This window comes from Blastococcus litoris (assembly GCF_003075095.1).
Lineage (GTDB): Bacteria > Actinomycetota > Actinomycetes > Mycobacteriales > Geodermatophilaceae > Blastococcus_B > Blastococcus_B litoris.
On record NZ_QCZF01000009.1, the window covers coordinates 1 to 16,588 of the forward strand.

The 16,588-nt window shown below is 76.0% G+C and carries 13 protein-coding genes; 7 read left to right on the forward strand and 6 right to left on the reverse strand.

Features of this window, described 5'->3' with window-relative positions; genetic code table 11:
• The coding region (locus DCS98_RS17885; protein ID WP_164704640.1) for a DNA polymerase III subunit alpha at positions 1–3,740 on the forward strand (3,740 nt) is incomplete at its 5' end.
• A gap of 3 nt (positions 3,741–3,743) precedes the next feature.
• On the opposite strand, the gene DCS98_RS17890 is transcribed toward DCS98_RS17885, so the two are convergent.
• Complete coding sequence (locus DCS98_RS17890; protein WP_116452758.1) at positions 3,744–3,950, reverse strand: hypothetical protein; 207 nt, start codon at positions 3,948–3,950, stop codon at positions 3,744–3,746.
• Positions 3,951–4,181: 231 nt separating this feature from the next.
• Between DCS98_RS17890 and DCS98_RS17895 the strand changes: the two genes are divergently transcribed.
• The 4 genes from DCS98_RS17895 (at position 4,182) to DCS98_RS17910 (ending at position 8,247) form a co-directional block, all read left to right on the forward strand.
• Positions 4,182–4,667, forward strand: coding sequence for a VOC family protein (locus tag DCS98_RS17895; protein WP_116452759.1), 486 nt, complete (start codon positions 4,182–4,184; stop codon positions 4,665–4,667).
• Between the two features lie 84 nt (positions 4,668–4,751).
• The gene (locus DCS98_RS17900) at positions 4,752–6,275 is read left to right on the forward strand and encodes an LCP family protein (protein WP_116452760.1); all 1,524 of its coding nucleotides are present in this window, start codon (positions 4,752–4,754) and stop codon (positions 6,273–6,275) included.
• A 50-nt stretch (positions 6,276–6,325) separates the two neighbouring features.
• Positions 6,326–7,078 carry a class I SAM-dependent methyltransferase gene (locus DCS98_RS17905; RefSeq protein ID WP_116452761.1) on the forward strand — a complete coding sequence of 251 codons (753 nt, stop codon included), beginning with the start codon at positions 6,326–6,328 and terminating at the stop codon, positions 7,076–7,078.
• A complete protein-coding gene (locus DCS98_RS17910) occupies positions 7,075–8,247 on the forward strand; it encodes an alkaline phosphatase family protein (protein ID WP_116452762.1) in 1,173 nt (390 codons plus the stop codon). Before DCS98_RS17905 ends, DCS98_RS17910 begins: the two co-directional genes overlap by 4 nt.
• A 3-nt stretch (positions 8,248–8,250) precedes the next feature.
• Here the strand turns inward: DCS98_RS17910 and DCS98_RS17915 are convergent, their stop codons facing one another.
• The 3 genes from DCS98_RS17915 to DCS98_RS17925 all read right to left on the reverse strand — a co-directional run bounded on the left by DCS98_RS17915 (position 8,251) and on the right by DCS98_RS17925 (position 10,732).
• Entirely contained in the window at positions 8,251–9,219 is a 969-nt protein-coding gene (locus DCS98_RS17915) for a sucrase ferredoxin (RefSeq protein ID WP_116452763.1), read from the reverse strand.
• Positions 9,216–10,400, reverse strand: a complete 1,185-nt coding sequence (locus DCS98_RS17920) for a cupin domain-containing protein (RefSeq protein WP_241038298.1) — start codon at positions 10,398–10,400, stop codon at positions 9,216–9,218. The genes DCS98_RS17915 and DCS98_RS17920 overlap by 4 nt, the downstream gene beginning before the upstream one ends.
• Before the next feature lie 80 nt (positions 10,401–10,480).
• Complete coding sequence (locus DCS98_RS17925; RefSeq protein WP_116452909.1) at positions 10,481–10,732, reverse strand: BatC protein; 252 nt, start codon at positions 10,730–10,732, stop codon at positions 10,481–10,483.
• Positions 10,733–10,958: 226 nt separating this feature from the next.
• On the opposite strand from DCS98_RS17925, the gene dinB reads away from it, so the two are divergent.
• Complete coding sequence (gene dinB, locus DCS98_RS17930) at positions 10,959–12,239, forward strand: DNA polymerase IV (protein WP_241038301.1); 1,281 nt, start codon at positions 10,959–10,961, stop codon at positions 12,237–12,239.
• A gap of 125 nt (positions 12,240–12,364) precedes the next feature.
• Positions 12,365–12,775, forward strand: coding sequence for a DUF3040 domain-containing protein (locus tag DCS98_RS17935; RefSeq protein WP_116452764.1), 411 nt, complete (start codon positions 12,365–12,367; stop codon positions 12,773–12,775).
• 69 nt (positions 12,776–12,844) lie between these two features.
• On the opposite strand, the gene DCS98_RS17940 is transcribed toward DCS98_RS17935, so the two are convergent.
• Both DCS98_RS17940 and DCS98_RS17945 read right to left on the reverse strand, forming a co-directional pair.
• Positions 12,845–15,205: a transglutaminase TgpA family protein gene (locus tag DCS98_RS17940; protein ID WP_116452911.1), complete on the reverse strand. Its 2,361-nt coding sequence runs from the start codon at positions 15,203–15,205 to the stop codon at positions 12,845–12,847.
• Positions 15,202–16,584 (reverse strand): DUF58 domain-containing protein, encoded by a 1,383-nt coding sequence (locus DCS98_RS17945; protein WP_116452765.1) that lies wholly within the window; start codon positions 16,582–16,584, stop codon positions 15,202–15,204. The genes DCS98_RS17940 and DCS98_RS17945 overlap by 4 nt, the downstream gene beginning before the upstream one ends.
• Between the last annotated feature and the right edge of the window lie 4 nt (positions 16,585–16,588).

Consider the following 16,588-nt stretch of genomic DNA (forward strand, 5'->3'; position numbering starts at 1 on the left):
ACCCCTTCGTCCACCTGCACGTCGCCTCCGGCTACTCCATGCGGCACGGGGCCAACCACCCCGCCGACCTGGTGGCCCGCCCCGCCGAGCACGGCATGTCGGCGCTGGCGCTCACCGACCGCGACGGCCTGTACGGCGCGGTCAAGTTCGCGCTGGCCTGCCGGTCGGCCGGGGTGCGGCCGATCTTCGGGGTGGACCTCGCCGTCGCGCCCGCGCTCGACGCCACCGTGCCGCCGGCGCTCGCACACGCCCTCGGCGGTGCGGAGTCCGGCGCGCGCCCGCCCCGGCTGCGGGCGCCCGCCCGCAAGGTCCCGGCCCGGGGCGGGGCGAGCGTCGACCCGCGGCTCCCGCGGGTCACCTTCCTCGCCCGGGACGGCGCCGGGTGGCGATCGCTGTGCCGGCTGACCAGCGCCACCCACCTGCGGGGCACCCGGGGGGAGCCGGTGAGCTCGCTGGCCACGGCCGCCGAGCACGCCGGCGGGCTGATCGCGCTGCTCGGGCCCGACTCGCCGGTCGGGCGGGCGCTGCTCACCGGCCGCACCGACCACGCCGCCGCGCACCTGGACGCCTGGCGGGCCGCTTTCGGGCCGGGCCGGCTGGTGCTCGAGCTGGTCCACCACCGCGGCCGCGGTGATCGCGCACGGGCGCAGGCGATGCTGCGGTTCGCCGCCGATCAGGGCGTGCCGGTGGTGCTCAGCAACGCCGTCCGCTACGTCGACGCGCTGGACGCCCCGACCGCCGACGTCCTGGACGCCTCGCGCCGCCTGGTCGCGCTCGACGAGCGGCACGTCGACCGCCGCACCGCCGAGGGCTACCTGAAGTCGGGCAAGGAGATGGCCGCGGTGGCCGAGGACGTCGCCGGTCCCGACCGGGACGCCGCCCTGCGACTGCTCGAGGGCACCGCCCGGCTGGCCGAGCAGTGCGTCGTCGACGTCCGCGCGGACCTCGGCATCGGCAGCGTCCGCTACCCCGAGCTCGACGTCGTCACCACGCCGGCGGAGCGGGGGATGGGCCCCTCGCAGGTGCTGCGGGCCCGGTGCGAGGCGGGCATGGGCCGGCGCGGCATGACGCCCTCGGAGCGGGTGCGGCAGCGGCTGGACGAGGAGCTGGCGGTGATCGACCAGCTGGGCTACCCGTCCTACTTCCTCACCGTCGCCGACGTCGTCGACCTCATCAAGAGCTTGAGGGTCCGGGCGGCCGCGCGGGGGTCGGGCGCCGGCAGCCTGGTCACCTACCTGCTCGGCATCTCCGACGTCGACCCGCTGCGCTACGGGCTGCTGATGGAGCGCTTCCTCTCCCCGCTGCGCCACCAGCTGCCCGACATCGACATCGACGTGGAGTCCGCGCGGCGCATGGAGGTCTACGACGCGGTCATCGACCGCTTCGGCGCCGACCGGGTCAGCTGCATCTCGATGATGGACACCTACCGGGTGCGGCACGCCATCCGCGACGTCGGGGCCGCGCTCGGGCTGCCCCCGGCGGAGATCGACGCGGTCGCCAAGGCGTTCCCGCACATCCGGGCCAACCAGGTGCACGCCGCGCTCAAGGACCTGCCGGAGCTGCGCGCCAGCCGGCTCGGATCCAAGCGCAGCGGCGGCTCTGGTGACCTCGACCTGATGTTCGACCTGGTCGCCCGGCTGGACGGGCTGCCCCGGCACATCGCGCTGCACCCGTGCGGGGTGCTGCTGTCCGACGCCACGCTGCTCGACCGCACCCCGGTGGAGAACAGCTACCTCGGCTACCCGATGAGCCAGTTCGACAAGGACGACGTCGAGGAGCTGGGGCTGCTCAAGCTGGATCTGCTGGGCATCCGGATGCAGTCGGCCATCGCGCACGCGCTCTCCGAGGTGCAACGGGTGGACGACGAGGCAGTCGACATCGACGCCATCCCGCGCGACGACCCGACGACGTTCGAGCTGATCCGCAGCACCCGCACGCTCGGCATGTTCCAGATCGAGTCGCCCGGGCAGCGGGAGCTGGTCGGCAAGTTCGGGCCGCAGACGTTCGAGGACATCGTCATCGACATCTCGCTGTTCCGGCCCGGGCCGGTGAAGAGCGACATGGTCACCCCGTTCCTCATGGCCCGGAACGGCTGGCGGGAGGCGGAGTACCCGCACCCCGACCTCGAGTTCTGCCTCGCGGAGACAGCGGGGGTGGTGGTCTTCCACGAGCAGGTGCTGCAGATCGTGGCGCGGATGGCCGGGGTGACGCTGGCCGAGGCCGACGAGGTGCGTCGCGCGCTGGGGGAGAAGGACGCCCACGCCGAGGTGCGCGCCTGGTTCGTGCCCCGGCTGCTCGACAACGGCTACCCGGTCGAGGTGGCCGAGCGCGTGTGGGAGGTGCTGGCCGCGTTCGGGTCCTTCGGCTTCTGCAAGGCCCATGCGGCGGCGTTCGCGCTGCCCACGTACCAGTCGGCGTGGTTGAAGACCCACCACCCGGCGGCCTTCCTCGCCGGGGTGCTCACCCACGACCCGGGCATGTACCCGAAGCGGCTGATCCTCGACGACGCCCGCAACTTCGGGATCCGGGTGCTCGGGCTGGACGTCAACGCCTCGGCCGACACCTACCGCGTGGAGCTGCTCGAGCGCGACCCTGAGGCTGAGGTCGAGGTCGAGGGCTGGCCGCGTCCGGAGTGGATGCCGGCGGGCATGCGCGACCCGTCCCGCTACGGGATCCGGCTGGCCCTGGCCGACGTGAAGGGCATCTCCGAGGACGAGGTGGCCCGGATCGTCACCGGGCAGCCTTACCGGTCGCTGACCGACTTCTGGCACCGCGCGTCGGTCTCGCGGCCGGTGGTCGAACGCCTCGTGCTCGCCGGGGGCTTCGACTCGCTCTACGGCTTCGGGGTGCGCGACCGCGAGGCCGGCCGGCCGACCCACCGCCGCAAGCAGGTGACCAGGCGCGACCTGCTGCTGCAGATCGGCGAGCTGGACCGCTGGAGCCGCAGCGGCGCCCGGGCGAGCTCGAACGGGCAGCTGAGCCTGGACCTGATGGGCCTGGAGCTGCCGGAGGAGGAGAGCGGGCCGGAGGATACCACGCTGAGCTGGGCGGAGGGCAGCGGGCTGCCGGAGTTCACCGACGCCGAGCTGGTGCGCGCCGAGCTGGAGGTGCTGGGCCTGGACGCCAGCCGGCACGTCGTCGACTTCTACCGGCCGTTCCTCGCCGCCCTGGGCGCGGTGCCGGCCGGCGAGATGCTGGGCTGCCGCAGCGGCGCGGAGGTCCTGGTCGCCGGGGTCAAGGTGGCCACCCAGACGCCGCCGATCCGGTCGGGCAGGCGGGTGGTGTTCGTGACCCTGGACGACGGCACCGGCTGCACCGACTCGACCTTCTTCGAGGACGCGCAGGGGCCCTACGCCGCCACCGTCTTCCACTCGTGGCTGCTGGTCATCCGCGGGGTGCTGCGCCGCACCGGCCCGCGCGGGGTCTCGCTGCGGGCGACCGGCGCGTGGGAGCTGCCGGCGCTGCACGAGGCGTGGGAGGCCGACGGGCTGGACGGCGTCCGCGAGCTGATGACCGCGCCGGGGGAGTACACGGAGCGGGCCATCGCGGGAGCGGCCGCCTCGCACGGCGCGCGTCCCGTCGTCGTCCGGCCGGTGCTCGTGCACCCGACCGGCTTCCGCATGTCGCCCTACGCTGACATCAAACCGGCCGGGGAGGACTCGAAGGTCGCAGCCCGGCGGGCGGCGTCCGGTCCGCCCCGCAAGCTGTGGCACTCCAGCCCCGGCAGCTCCGGCCACTGAGTCCTACGGACGTGCGTGATCCACCACGTCGGGGAGCGCCCGGACGGCGACCGCATGGACCGGCGCGGTCACCGCCGCGCCCCCGATCACCGCTGCGTAGGAGGTCCACGCCGGCCTGCCCAGCTCGACGACGATCGCTCCGGCCACGAGGAAGGCCGCGATGCCGAGATCGGAGGCGTACCGCTGCCCCCGGGGCAGTGCCGCGGACACGTGCCCCGGCCGGACCGGCCCCCCGCGTCGACCGGGCCACCCAGCGCACCTGCAGGACCGCCGCGACGGTCCCCAGCAGGATCAGCACCAGACCGAGTGCGAGCGTCATGCCGCGCAACCTGGCGTCGCGCGTGCGGTCCGCACCGGCGCCGGCCCGAGCCCGATGACTTCGCGGGCCGGCGGGGGTCTACTCGTCAGCCGGCGCACCAGCCGGGAGAGGGAGGAACTCCGATGCCGAAGCAGATCCCGTGCCTCTGGATGGACGGAACCGCCGAGGAGGCCGCGCACCACTACACGTCGATCTTCCCGAACAGCTCGATCGGCACCGTCACGCGCTACGGGCCGGACATGCCCCCGCCCATGGAGGAGGGCGACGTCCTCACCGTCGACTTCACCTTGGACGGGCAGCCCTACACCGCGCTCAACGGCGGCCCGCAGTTCCCCTTCACCGAGGCCATCTCCTTCCAGATCGTGTGCGCCGACCAGGAGGAGTCCGACCGCTACTACGACCGGCTGCTCGAGGGCGGCGAGGAGAGCATGTGCGGCTGGCTCAAGGACAAGTTCGGCGTCTCCTGGCAGGTCTTCCCCGAGGAGCTGAACCGGCTGACCAACGATCCCGACCCCGGCCGGGCACAGCGCGCCACCCAGGCGATGCTGCAGATGAAGCGCATCGACCTGGCCGAGATCCGGCGCGCTGCCGACTCCGTGCCCGTCTGACCTGGGCCGACACCGCGCGGCGAGCAACCACCCTCCGCCCCGGGTGCGCGATGATGGTGGCGTGACGGATGTGGCGGGCTCCCGATGAGCCGGGACGAACGGCGTCCCCTGCCCGCCCACCTCGACCCCCGGGCGGGCCGGGAGCCCCGGGGCGGCCGACCGGCCCCGCGCCCGGCGTCGGGCCGGGCGCCCGGCCCCCGCAGGTCCCCCCGCGGGGTCGTCATCGCCCGCTCGCTGTCCGCGGTGCTCGCCGTCCTCGTGCTCGCCGGCAGCGGATGGGGCTGGTACCTCACCAAGGTCGCCGAGGCCAGCGTGAGCCGCACCGACGCCATCCCGGACTCGGGCAACTCCGACGTCAACGGCAGCGACCACGCCGGCTCGGAGATGAACCTGCTCCTGGTCGGCATGGACTCCCGCGACGGGCTCACCGAGGAGCAGAAGGCGCAGTTCAGCACCGGTGACGCCGACGGCGTGCTGAACACCGACTCGATGATGCTGGTGCACGTGCCCGCCGACGGGTCCGCAGCGTCCTTCGTCTCGCTGCCACGCGACACCTACGTCGAGATCCCCGGTCACGGCGAGGGTCGGCTGAACTCCGCCTACTCCCGCGGCTACAACGACAACCAGGGCACCGACGAGGAGAGCGCCGCCGCCGGCGCCCAGCTGCTCGTGCAGACGGTCAGCCAGTTCACGGGGCTGCAGATCGACCACTTCGCCGAGATCGACCTGCTCGGGTTCATCAACCTCAGCACGATCGTCGGCGGGGTGGAGGTGAACCTCTGCCAGGCCACCAGCGATCCGCTCTCCGGCGCGGACTTCCCGGCCGGCGTCCAGACCATCAGCGGCGCGGACGCGCTGAAGTTCGTCCGGCAGCGCCACGGCCTGCCCGGCACCGACCTCGACCGCGTCGTCCGCCAGCAGGTCTACATCGCCGGGATGCTGCGGAACATCCTCTCCACCAACACCCTGTTCGACCTCGGCAAGCAGAAGCAGATCGTCGAGCAGGTCGGCAGCAGCATCACCTTCGACCGCGGGCTGGACATCTTCGACCTGGCGGCGCAGATGCAGAACGTGCAGCCCGGCAACATCACCTTCCAGACGGTCCCCGGCCTCACGCCGGTCCGGATCGACGGCGCCGACGTGCTGGAGCCGCCGAGCGAGGCGGACATGCACGCGTTCTTCGCCGCTCTCGCCGCCGAGACGGAGCCCGAGGAGGAGGCGCCGGCCGACGACGCCCCGCAGGTGGAGCCCGCCGACGTCACCGTCAGCGTCCTCAACGGCTCGGGCATCTCCGGTGCCGCGGCCACGGCCGCCACCGCGCTCGCCGACGCCGGCTTCGCGGCCGAGAGCGGCGGCAACGCCGACTCCACGGAGACGACGACCGTCCTGCACGCACCCGGCGACGAGGCCGCCGCGGCGCTGGTCGCGGCGCAGATCCCGGGGGCGGCGGTGGCCGTCGACGACAGCCTGACCGCCGGCACGGTGCAGCTGGTCATCGGCGGCGACTGGAACGGCGTGGGCCAGGGCGTCACCCCGCCTGAGACGACCTCCGGCGGCGAACCGGCGACCAACGAGCGGACGGCGACCGACACCGCCTGCATCAACTAGGCCCGCGTCGACCGGGCGCCCCTCCGCGGGCCGCCACTAGGCTCCCTGGGGTGCCGACCGCCCCCGCCTCGCCCACCTCGGAGCAGCTGCCCGCACGGACCGCTGCCGTGTGGGCCGCGCTCGACCCGCTGGTCGGCGCCGGCACCCCGCTGCGGGTCCTCGACGTCGGGGGCGGCAGCGGCATGTTCGCCGTCCCGCTGGCCCGCCTCGGCCACGACGTCACCGTCGTCGACCCCAGTGCCGACGCCCTCGCCACCCTCGCCCGCCGCGCCCAGAACGACGGCGTCGGTGCCCGGGTGCGCGGGGTCCAGGGCGACGGCGACCTGCTGCACGAGGTCCTGCCCGCGGCCGACGACGCCGCGGCGGGCTACGACCTGGCGCTGTGCCACTACGTCCTGGAGGTCGTCGACGACCCGGCCGTCACGCTGCGCGAGATCGCCCGGGTGCTGCGGCCGGGCGGCCAGGTGAGCGTGGCGACGGCCAACCGCGCCGGCGCCGTCCTCGCCCGGGCCGTCGCCGGGCACCCCGTCGAGGCGCTCGCGCTGGTCGAGGACCGCGACCCCGAGCCCGGTCGCGCCAAGCCCGCCCGCCGCCGCTTCACGCCCGGTGACCTGCTCGCGCTCGTCGAGGGCGCCGGGCTGCGCCCAGGCCCCTGGCGCGGGGTCTCCGTCGTCGCCGACCTGCTCGACGCCACCTCGGGGGCCGACCCGCGGGCGGTCCGCGCGCTGGAGGTCGCCGTGGCCGAGACCTCGCCCTACCGCGACATCGCCACCGGGCTGCACGTCCTGGCCGCGCGGGCGTGACACCTCTGCCGCCCGACCTCGCGGCCCCCCCGTACGGCACCGGCACCCTCGCCGACGTCCTGCCCGGTGCCGCCGCCGCCGTGGGGGTACCGGTCGAGCGCGGCGACCTCCCCGCCGACCCGCTGGACCTCACCGGCGCGCTCGGCGGCGCCCGGCGGGTCGCCGTCCTGCTCGTCGACGGCCTCGGCGCCGACCTCGTCCGCGCCCACGCCGATCTCGCGCCGACCCTCGCGGCCCTCAGCAGCCCGGCCGGGGACCTGTCCGCCCCGTGCCCGAGCACCACCCCGGTCAGCCTGGCCACCCTCGGCACCGGTCTCCCGCCCGGCGCCCACGGCATCCTCGGCTTCGTCACGGCCGTCCCGGGGGAGGACCGGGCGCTCAACCACGTCCAGTGGGCCGACGACCCCGACCCCGACGTCTGGCAGGCACGGCCCACCGTCTTCGAGCAGGCGGAGGCGGCGGGCGTCCCGGCCACGGCGGTCGGCCCCTACGCCTACGCGGGCTCCGGTCTCACCCGGGCCGTCTACCGCGGCGCCACGTACACCGGCGCGGTCAGCCACGGCGACCTCTGCGCGCTCGTGCTCCGCTCCCTCGCCGCGGCTCCGCGCGCGCTCGTCTACGGCTACATCCCCGAGCTCGACCTCACCGGCCACGTGCGGGGCGTCGACTCGGCCGCCTGGCGCGCGCAGCTGGCCTTCGTCGACCGCGTCGTCGAGCAGCTGGTCGCCGGCCTGCCCGACGACGCGGCGCTCGTGGTCACCGCCGACCACGGCATGCTCGACGTCCCCGACGACACCCGGTTCGACCTCGACGAGGAACCCGCGCTCGCCGACGGCGTCCGGCTCCTGGCCGGCGAACCGCGGGCCCGCTACGTCCACGCCGAGCCGGGCGCGGCCGGCGACGTCCTGCACCGGTGGCGCGAGGTGCTGGGGCACCGGGCCTGGGTCGCCAGCCGGGACGAGGCCGTCGCCAGCGGGGTCTTCGGGCCGGTCGACGACGACCTGGCGGGACGCATCGGCGACGTCGTCGCGCTCGCCCGGGGCACGTGGGCCCTCACCACCCCGCGGCTGGAACCGGGCCCCAGCAGCCTGGTCGGCTACCACGGCTCGCTCACCGCGACCGAGCTGGCCATCCCGCTGCTGACCGCCCGGGGCAGCGCGCTGCACTGACCGTCAGCGGGACCCGGCCGCCGCCACGGTCACGTGCCAGGTGCGCGAGTGCGCCGGATGCGTCGCCCGGCAGGTGAGACGCGCGGCGACGGCGGAGGGACGGCTCTCCACCCGGGTCACGACGTCACCGTCCGGGCCGGCGAGGGTCACGGTCCACCGCTCGACCTCGGCGCCCGCCGCGGTCTCCTGGACGACCCCGACCACGGGCAGCGCGTCCACGTCCAGCAGGCCCAGCTCCTCGCGGGCGACGTGCTGGGCGGCCTGGCCCGGGATCGGGACTCCCGCCCGGCCCCGGAGCCACGGCAGCGCGACCCGGCCGCCGGTGTGCGCGGCGACGATCTCGGCGCCGTCGCCGGGCACCTGGCCGTAGTAGAAGCCGTGCGGCAGCACGAGGACGTTCGCGGCGAAGCGGTCGCCGCCCAGGTGGCTGCACTCCCACACGTCGGTGGGTCCGGGCGCGGGCAGGGCCCGGGCCAGCGGCCGCCCGCGCAGTGCGCAGCAGGCGTCGTGACCGCCGTGCGTGCAGACCAGGTAGACGGGGCCCGGTGCGGCCTCGCCGACGGAGCCGTCCCACGGCGCGGTGAGCAGGTCGGCGTCGGTGGAACGGACCGACCACCACAGCCCCTCGGACCCGGGCCGGCCGTCGACGTAGGCCCAGCGCCGGCCGGAGTCGGCCAGCCGGTCGCCGGGACGGCGGACCAGCAGCAACCGCACCCCCTCGGCGCGGGAGCGCCGCGCGAGCAGGGGGGCCACCTCGGGGTCGAACCGGGACTCCGTCAGCGCGTCCCGCCCCCAGGGCCCGGGCTGCTCGATGAGCAGCCAGCGCTGGGCGGGTGAGGCGGTGGCGACGGGGGAGTCCCCCCGGGCCAGCGCCTGGACGGAGCAGCGGGTGTCGTCGAGCCGCCCGATTGGGCGCGCGGGGACCTCCGTCCGGCAGAAGTCGTCGGAGGCGGCCGGGTGGCTTTCGCTCACGGGGCGGGGACGGTGGCGATCGCCTCGGTGACCAGCCGCCGCGCCAGGGTGATCCCGTCGGCGGGCTCCAGACCGGGCAGGTCGCCGACCTTGAGCTCCCCGACGTCGAGCAGTGCCTCCAGCGCCGGCCGGACGTCACCGGGGAACGAGTGCGACCGCCTGCCGGCGACCAGCGTGATCCGGCCGTCGGCAGCGTCCCGGAGGGTGCACCGCAACCGCCGGCGCAGCCGCAGGACGGAGTCCGGTTCCAGCGCCGCGGCCGCGGCCGACTGCGCCAGCGGCGCCACCGGCTCCGGGCGCACCTGCGCCCAGGTGGAGGCCCGCAGGCGGTCGGCCACCTCGGCGGGGTCGACGCGGCCCAGCCACTCCTGGAGGCCGGCGATGACGGCGGCGACGTCGTCCCGCACGGACGCGGGGTCGCCCAGGTCCAGGCCCAGCGGCAGCGAGCCGCGCAACTCCGGGTCCTCGGTGGCCAGGGTGCGGACCAGGTCCAGGGCGGACTCGGCGGCCGCCCACCGGGTGACCGAGTGCACGCCGATCGTCAGGTGGGCGCTGATCTCGCCGAGCGCCACGGCAGAGTGCAGGAAGCCGCGCGGCAGGTAGAGGGCGTCCCCGGGGCGCAGCACCGCGTCGATGACCGGCTCGCGCCCGGCCGCGGCGGCCACCTCGGCGGCGCGGTCGTTCCAGGGCTGGGTGCGCAGCGGGTCGCGCAGCACCGGCTCGTGGATCGTCCAGTGCTTCTCGCCGGCCACCTGGAGCACGAAGACGTCGTGCACGTCGTAGTGCGGGCTGAACCCGCGGGAGGACGGCGGCGTGATGTAGGCGTTCACCTGCGTGGGGTGCCCGAGGTCGGCTGCCAGCTGGTCGGCGAACTCGATCAGCGGGGGCCAGAGCCGGTGCAGGCCCTGCAGGACCACGGTGCTGCCGTCGGCGAACAGCCGCAGCACGGCGTCCGAGGACACCTGGTCGGCGATCTCCGCGCCGGCGCCGCCCGAGGTGGTGAAGCGCTTGGTGTCGACGACGGCGCCGTCCTTGGCGATGCGCAGGAAGGGCGCGCGCAGGCCGCGGGTGGACAGCAGCTCGTCGACGGCGGCGAGGTCGAGCAGGTCGGTGAAGGAGTTGCCGGTGTCCTGAGCCCGGGTGAGCAGTGGGCGTCGGGCCCAGTACTCGTCGGCGAACACCTGGGGCTCGATGTCGGTGCACCGCCGCAGGGCCGGGCGGAGCTCCTGCTCCGCCCGGCCCTGCGTGGTCGGGCTCTCGCTCAGGCCGAACCGTCCGCGCCGCCGTCGGCACCGCCGTCCGCGCCACCGTCGGCACCACCGTCGGCGCCACCGTCGGCACCGCCATCGGCGCCACCGTCGGCGCCACCGTCGGCGCCACCGTCGGCCGGGCCGTGGTGGGCGCCACCGTCGGCGCCGCCGTCCGCGCCGCCGTCGTGCGTGCCGGGGGTGCCGGACGCGCCGCCGTCGGCGGGGCCCTCCGTGCTGGTCATGTCGTCGTCGTCGAGAGCCATGCCGTCTCCGTCCAGGTCGATCCGGGGCTGCCGGACGGCAGCCCCCGTCGCTGCTTACCTCCCTCATCCTTCTCCGACACCTGCCTCCCCACCAGCCCGGACCTGCTGCGACGGGGCCCAGGTCACGAGGACGACACGACACGGGCCGGGCGCGCGCGCCCCGCAGACCGCGCCGGTACTGTCCGGGACGAGGGATCGAACGTGTGTTCGAATTGGAGGAGGGGCAGTGGGATCGGGCCGGGCGGAGGGCTGCGGCGTCCTGCACGTGGACATGGACGCGTTCTTCGCCAGCGTCGAGGTGCGCAAGCACCCCGAGCTGGCGGGCACCCCGGTGATCGTCGGTGGGTCGGGGAACCGGGGGGTGGTCACGTCCGCGACCTACGAGGCGCGCCGCTACGGGGTGCACGCGGCCATGCCGACCGCCCGGGCGCTGCGGCTGTGCCCGACGGCGACGGTGCTGCCGGGGGACATGGCGCTCTACAGCGAGGTGTCCCGGTCGGTGATGGCGCTGTTCCGCTCGATCACCCCGGTGGTCGAGCCGCTCTCGCTCGACGAGGCCTTCCTCGACGTGTCCGGTGCCGGGCGCCGGCTGGGGGACGCGGCCGAGATCGGCGAGTACATCCGCGCCCGGGTGTTCGACGAGCAGGGGATCACCTGCTCGGTCGGGGTGGCCGGCACCAAGTTCGTCGCCAAGCTCGCCTCCACCCGCGCCAAGCCCGACGGGATGCTCGTCGTCCGCCCGGCCGAGGTGATGGACTTCCTGCACCCGCTGCCCGTCGGCGCCCTGTGGGGCGTGGGCCCCAAGACCGAGGAGCAGCTGCTCCGCCTCGGTCTGCGCACCGTCGGCGACCTGGCGCACGTGCCGGCCAAGACCCTGCAGCGGGCCGTGGGCGTGGCCGCCGGCAGCCACCTGCACGAGCTGGCCTGGGGCCGCGATCCCCGGCGGGTCGTGCCGAACGAGCCGGAGAAGTCCACCGGCCACGAGGAGACCTTCGGCACCGACGTCGACGACCCCGAGGTGATCCACCGCGAGCTCCTCCTGCTCGCCGAGCGGACGGCGGGCCGGCTGCGCGCCGGGGGGTGGCTGACCCGCACGGTGAGCATCAAGGTGCGCTTCGCCGACTTCGCCACGATCACCCGCAGCCGCACCCTCGACGTCCCCACCGACGTCGGGCAGGAGCTCTACGAGACCGCCCGCGCCCTCTTCGACGCGCTCGGGCTGGAGCGGGCGCGCATCCGGCTGGTCGGGGTCCGGGCCGAGCGCCTGGTCGAGGCCGGCAACGCACCGCAGCAGCTCGAGCTCGGCGCCCGGGAGCACGGCCGGCGCGAGGCCGAGCTGGCCGCCGACCGCGCCGCCCGGCGCTTCGGGGCCGGCGCGGTCCGCCCCGCGACGCTGCTCCACCGGGCGGGCCGGCCGGGCAGCAGCCGCCCGACCAGCGCGGATAGCCCTTCGCGGACGATGCGGAACCCGGGCGCGGGCCCGACCGTTGGCTACCCGAAGGAGTGATCGGACGACGATCCCGACAGGTCGCCGCACGGTCGCCTTTCGCACCCTGCGAAGGGCTCGTATCCTCGATGCCACCGTCGGCGGATGCCTCCGACGGCAATGGCTAGGCCCTACTGGAGGTCGACGTGCCGCTCTCCGAGCACGAGCAGCGTCTGCTGGAGCAGATCGAGCGCGCCCTCGTCGATGACGATCCGAAGTTCGCTTCGTCCGTCCGCACCGGCGATCGCCGGCTGAAGGCCCGGCGCAAGCTGCAGCTGGGCGCGGTCCTCGTCGTGGTCGGCCTCGCCGTCCTCGTCGGCGGTGCCGTCGCCCAGTCGGTCCTGATCGGCGTGCTGGGCTCGCTCATCGCCTTCGGCGGGCTCGCGCTCGGCGTCCTGAACTACAAGACCGCCACCGGTGCGGTCGAGGCCGGCAGCGCGCCGGCCGGCAACCGCGGCCCGGCCGGTCCCGGTCGCTCCGGACGGAGCGCCCGCGCCGGGCGCCAGCCGCTCAAGAGCCGCCTCGAGGAGCGCTTCCGCCGCCGCTACGACCAGTAGCCCCCGCACCCACCGAGAGCCGCCGTCCCCCGGGACGGCGGCTCTCGCCGTTCCGGGGGCCCCTCCGGGTCACACCGGGCGCGTGCCGCCCCGCCGGACGAGGCGCGGGAGCCGCCGGCTCAGCGACCCGGCCACCCGCCCCGCCGCTCCGGAGACCAGGGACGCGGGCCACAGCCGGGCCCGCAGCCGGTCGCGCCGCGGAAGGGCGGCCAGCAGGCCCCGGCGTGCGGTGTGCAGGGCCCCGGGCAGGTCCGGGTGCACCCGCTGCGCTCCCGCCGGGCCGTAACTGGCGGTCTCCTCGGCCAGGGCGAGCCGCAGGACGGCGTCGGCACCCTCCTCGGACGTCGCGGAGCGGCCGAGCACCGTGCCCAGCTCCCGCGCCACCTGCCGTGGCGTCCACGCGGGCTGCAGGCCCAGGCCGCCGTCCAGCGCGGTCGCGGTCAGCTCGTCCCACAGGGCGCCCGCCGTCCCGGTCGCGATCCGGCGACGGCGCTGGAGGGCACGGAGGGCTGCAGGGGTCGCGACGACACCGGCGGCCAGCAGTGCCAGCCCCGCCCAGCGGGCCACCGGCGCCAGCAGGCCGTCGTCCGAGCCGCCGGAGGAGCTCCCCGGGACACCTCCCGCCGCGCGGTCCCGCTGCGTCGTGGGGACCGGCTGGGACGGCGCCGTCGGCACCGGGACCTCGGCCTGGCTGTCGGGCTGCTCCTCCTCGCCGGCCCGGGGCGCCCACGGGAGGTCGACAGCGCGGTCGCGGGCGATGGGCGTCGGGTCGAAGGGCACCCAGCCCAGGTCCTCGAAGTAGACCTCGACCCACGCGTGCGCGTCGTCGCTGGTGATCAGCCGGCTGCCGTCGCTCTCCTCGGTGCCCGGCGTGTAGCCCAGCGCCACCCGCGCCGGCACCCCCGCGGCCCGGGCCATGACCGCCATGGCGCCGGCGTACTGCTCGCAGTAGCCCCGCCGCAGCCGCAGGAAGTCGACCAGGTCGTCGCCGCTGGTGCCCGGCTCCGTGGAGAGGCTGTAGATGAAGCCGTTCCCGCGGTCGGTCAGGAAGTCGAGGATCGCGCGCACCCGCTCGTAGGGGGACCCCGCGTCGGCGGTCACCGCGGCCACGACGTCGGTGACCGCGGGATCCAGCAGCGGCAGCGCGGTGAACTGCTGCTGCACCGGGTCGTCCGGGGGGAGCTGCGCGGCACCGGCCAGCTGGGCCTGCGTCGGCCGCGGCTCGTTCGCGGTCACCGTGTAGGTCAGGCCGGCGCTGGTCACGTCACGGCCGTAGACCGTGCCCGTCTCGGGGTCGAACCGCCAGCCCTCGTCGCCGCCGCCGGCGAGCTCGACCGACTGGGGCGAGAACAGCGTCGGCAGGAACCTGTCGTCGTGCTGGAGGACCGAGATGTCCGCGCGGACGGTGCGCGAGGACTGGCGGCCGGGCAGCGGGGCCAGCTCGCCCTCGTCGGCGATGGACTCCTCGCCCCGCAGGTTGGACAGCGTCCAGCCGGACTCGTTGTCGTACTCGTCGATCGCCACCGCACGCAGGTAACCGGGGTCGGCGACCGAGGCGTCCAGGCGCAGCAGGTCGATCGGCTCCGGCAGGGTCAGCTGGCCCGACATCGTGGCGACCGGGTCCAGCGAGGTCCCGGTGGCCCCGCCGGCGCCCCCGCCCAGACCCGTGGCCAGGGAGCCCTCGGCGAGCACGGGGACGAAGGCGCCGAGCACCAGACCGGTGGCGAGCGCGGCGACCCCGATCCGCAGGGCGGCGAGCCCGCCGGTGGGTCCGGTACGGCGGGTGGTGCGCCCCGCGGCCGCCAGCCGTCGTCGCTGGTCGGTCCACATCAGGAGGGCCAGGCCCGCGGCCGGGGCGGCCACGGCGACCAGGCCGATCGTCCCGGTGACCGTGGCGACGGGCACGCAGAAGAGGACGAGCAGCCCCAGCCCGGCCAGGGTGGCCTGGCGCCCGGCGACGGTCACGAGGTCCACGAGGACGGCGATCAGCCCGACGAAGACGGCGGTGAGCGCGAGCAGCCCGGTCAGCGGCAGGGCGGGGGTGGCCTGCTCCTGCAGCTCGGCGGTGCCCTCGGTCAGCACCGCGTTCAGGTCGCCGAGGCTGCCCGGGGTGGGGACCAGCCCGGCGATGGCGTGGTCCGGTGCGAAGAGGGCGGTCAGCACCGCGAGCAGGAGGAGCAGCTGCCCGGCCGGGACCAGGGCCGTGCCGATCGCCGTCGCCGCGGCACCCGGGGTGCGGCCGCGCGTGAGGGCCGCCCACAGCGCGGCGCCCCCGCTGCGCAGCAGCAGGCCACCGGCCAGGACGGTGAGGACGACGGCGAGCACCGGGCCGAACCAGGCGCCGGAGGTGAAGACGGGGGTCAGCGCCGCCGCGCCGAGCAGCGTGGCGAGGGCAGCGGCCACCGCCGGGCGGACGTCCACCTCGCTCATGCCGGCACCCCCGCCCGGCCGGCGACCGGCGCGGCCTGCGCGGGCCCGCCGAGGCCCGCCCACACCTCGGCGACGGTCAGGTCGGCGCGGGCGACGGCGACCCGCCAGCCCGCTGCGCGCAGGAGCGTGGCGGCGTCCTCCCGCTGGGCGGCCAGCGCGCCGCGCGAGGCGGCGGACATGGCGCGCCGGCCCCGTGCCGGTGCCGGGTCGGCCCAGCTCTCGATGTCGGTCAGCACCGCCAGGTCCGTGGTGGGACCGGAGCGGCTGCGGATCAGCTCGACGACGTCGTCCGGCCCGACGGCGCCCAGCAGGCAGACGACCGGGCCGTCACCGGCGGCGCGGCACACGTGCTCGACGCCGACGCCGAGGGCGGGCATCCGGGACGGGCCGATGCCGGCCAGGCGGTCGAGCAGGTCCTCGGCCGAGAGGCGGCCACGACCGTCGGCGGGGACGAGCTCCCCGGTGTCGGTGACGGCCCGCAGCACCGCGCCGCGCCGGGCCAGCTCCGTGCCGATGCTGGCGGCCGCCTCCACGAGCCACTCGAAGCTGTCCGCCGGCGGGGTGTCGTCGCCGGCCGGCCCGGGGTGCAGGACCGCCGCGTCGCGGGTGCGCGGGGCGACCAGGTGGGCGCGCGCCCGGGTGTCGAGCAGCAGGGTGGCCTGCGCGCGCCACGGGCGCTCCTCGAGCCGGACCATGAGCTCCCCGGTCCGCGCCGTCGCCCGCCAGTGCACCTTCCGCAGGTCGTCGCCGTGGCGGTACTCCCGGGTGCTGACGTCGTCCTCGCCGTGGACGGCGATGGTGCGCCGGCTGCCCTCGCCGCCGCCGCCCTGACCACCGGCCGGGCCGCCCTCGCCGAGCGGCCGGACGCGGGGGACGACGAGCAGCGGTGCGCTGTCGGAGCCGACGGCGCTCCGCTCGACCAGGCCGAACGGGTCCACCAGGCGCAGCCGGACCGGACCGAGGACGTGCCGGCCCCGCCGGTGGCCGTCCACGCGGTAGCGCAGCGCCGACCGAGAGCCCGGAGCGAGGTGGTCCACCACGAACCGGGGCGAGGTGCCCAGGTCGCCGGGCAGCTGCTCGGTCAGCACCCAGAGCCCGCCGGGGCGGGTGTCGGCGTTGGCGATCTCGAGGACCACCTCGGCGGACTCGCCGCGGGGGACGCGCGGCGGCGAGACGCTGCGGCGGGCGCTGATGCGGAACCGCTGCCGGGCGACGGCCACGGCCGACAGCAGGGGCAGGGCGAGGGTGAACACCGCCAGCTGCACGAGCGGGCGCTCACCCAGGAGCGCCCCGACCAGGAGCAGCGCGGCGGCGGCCGCGACGACGCACCGGCCGCGGAGGGTCAGGGAGGAGAGGACCCGGCCAGCCTGCGTCGGCACGGCG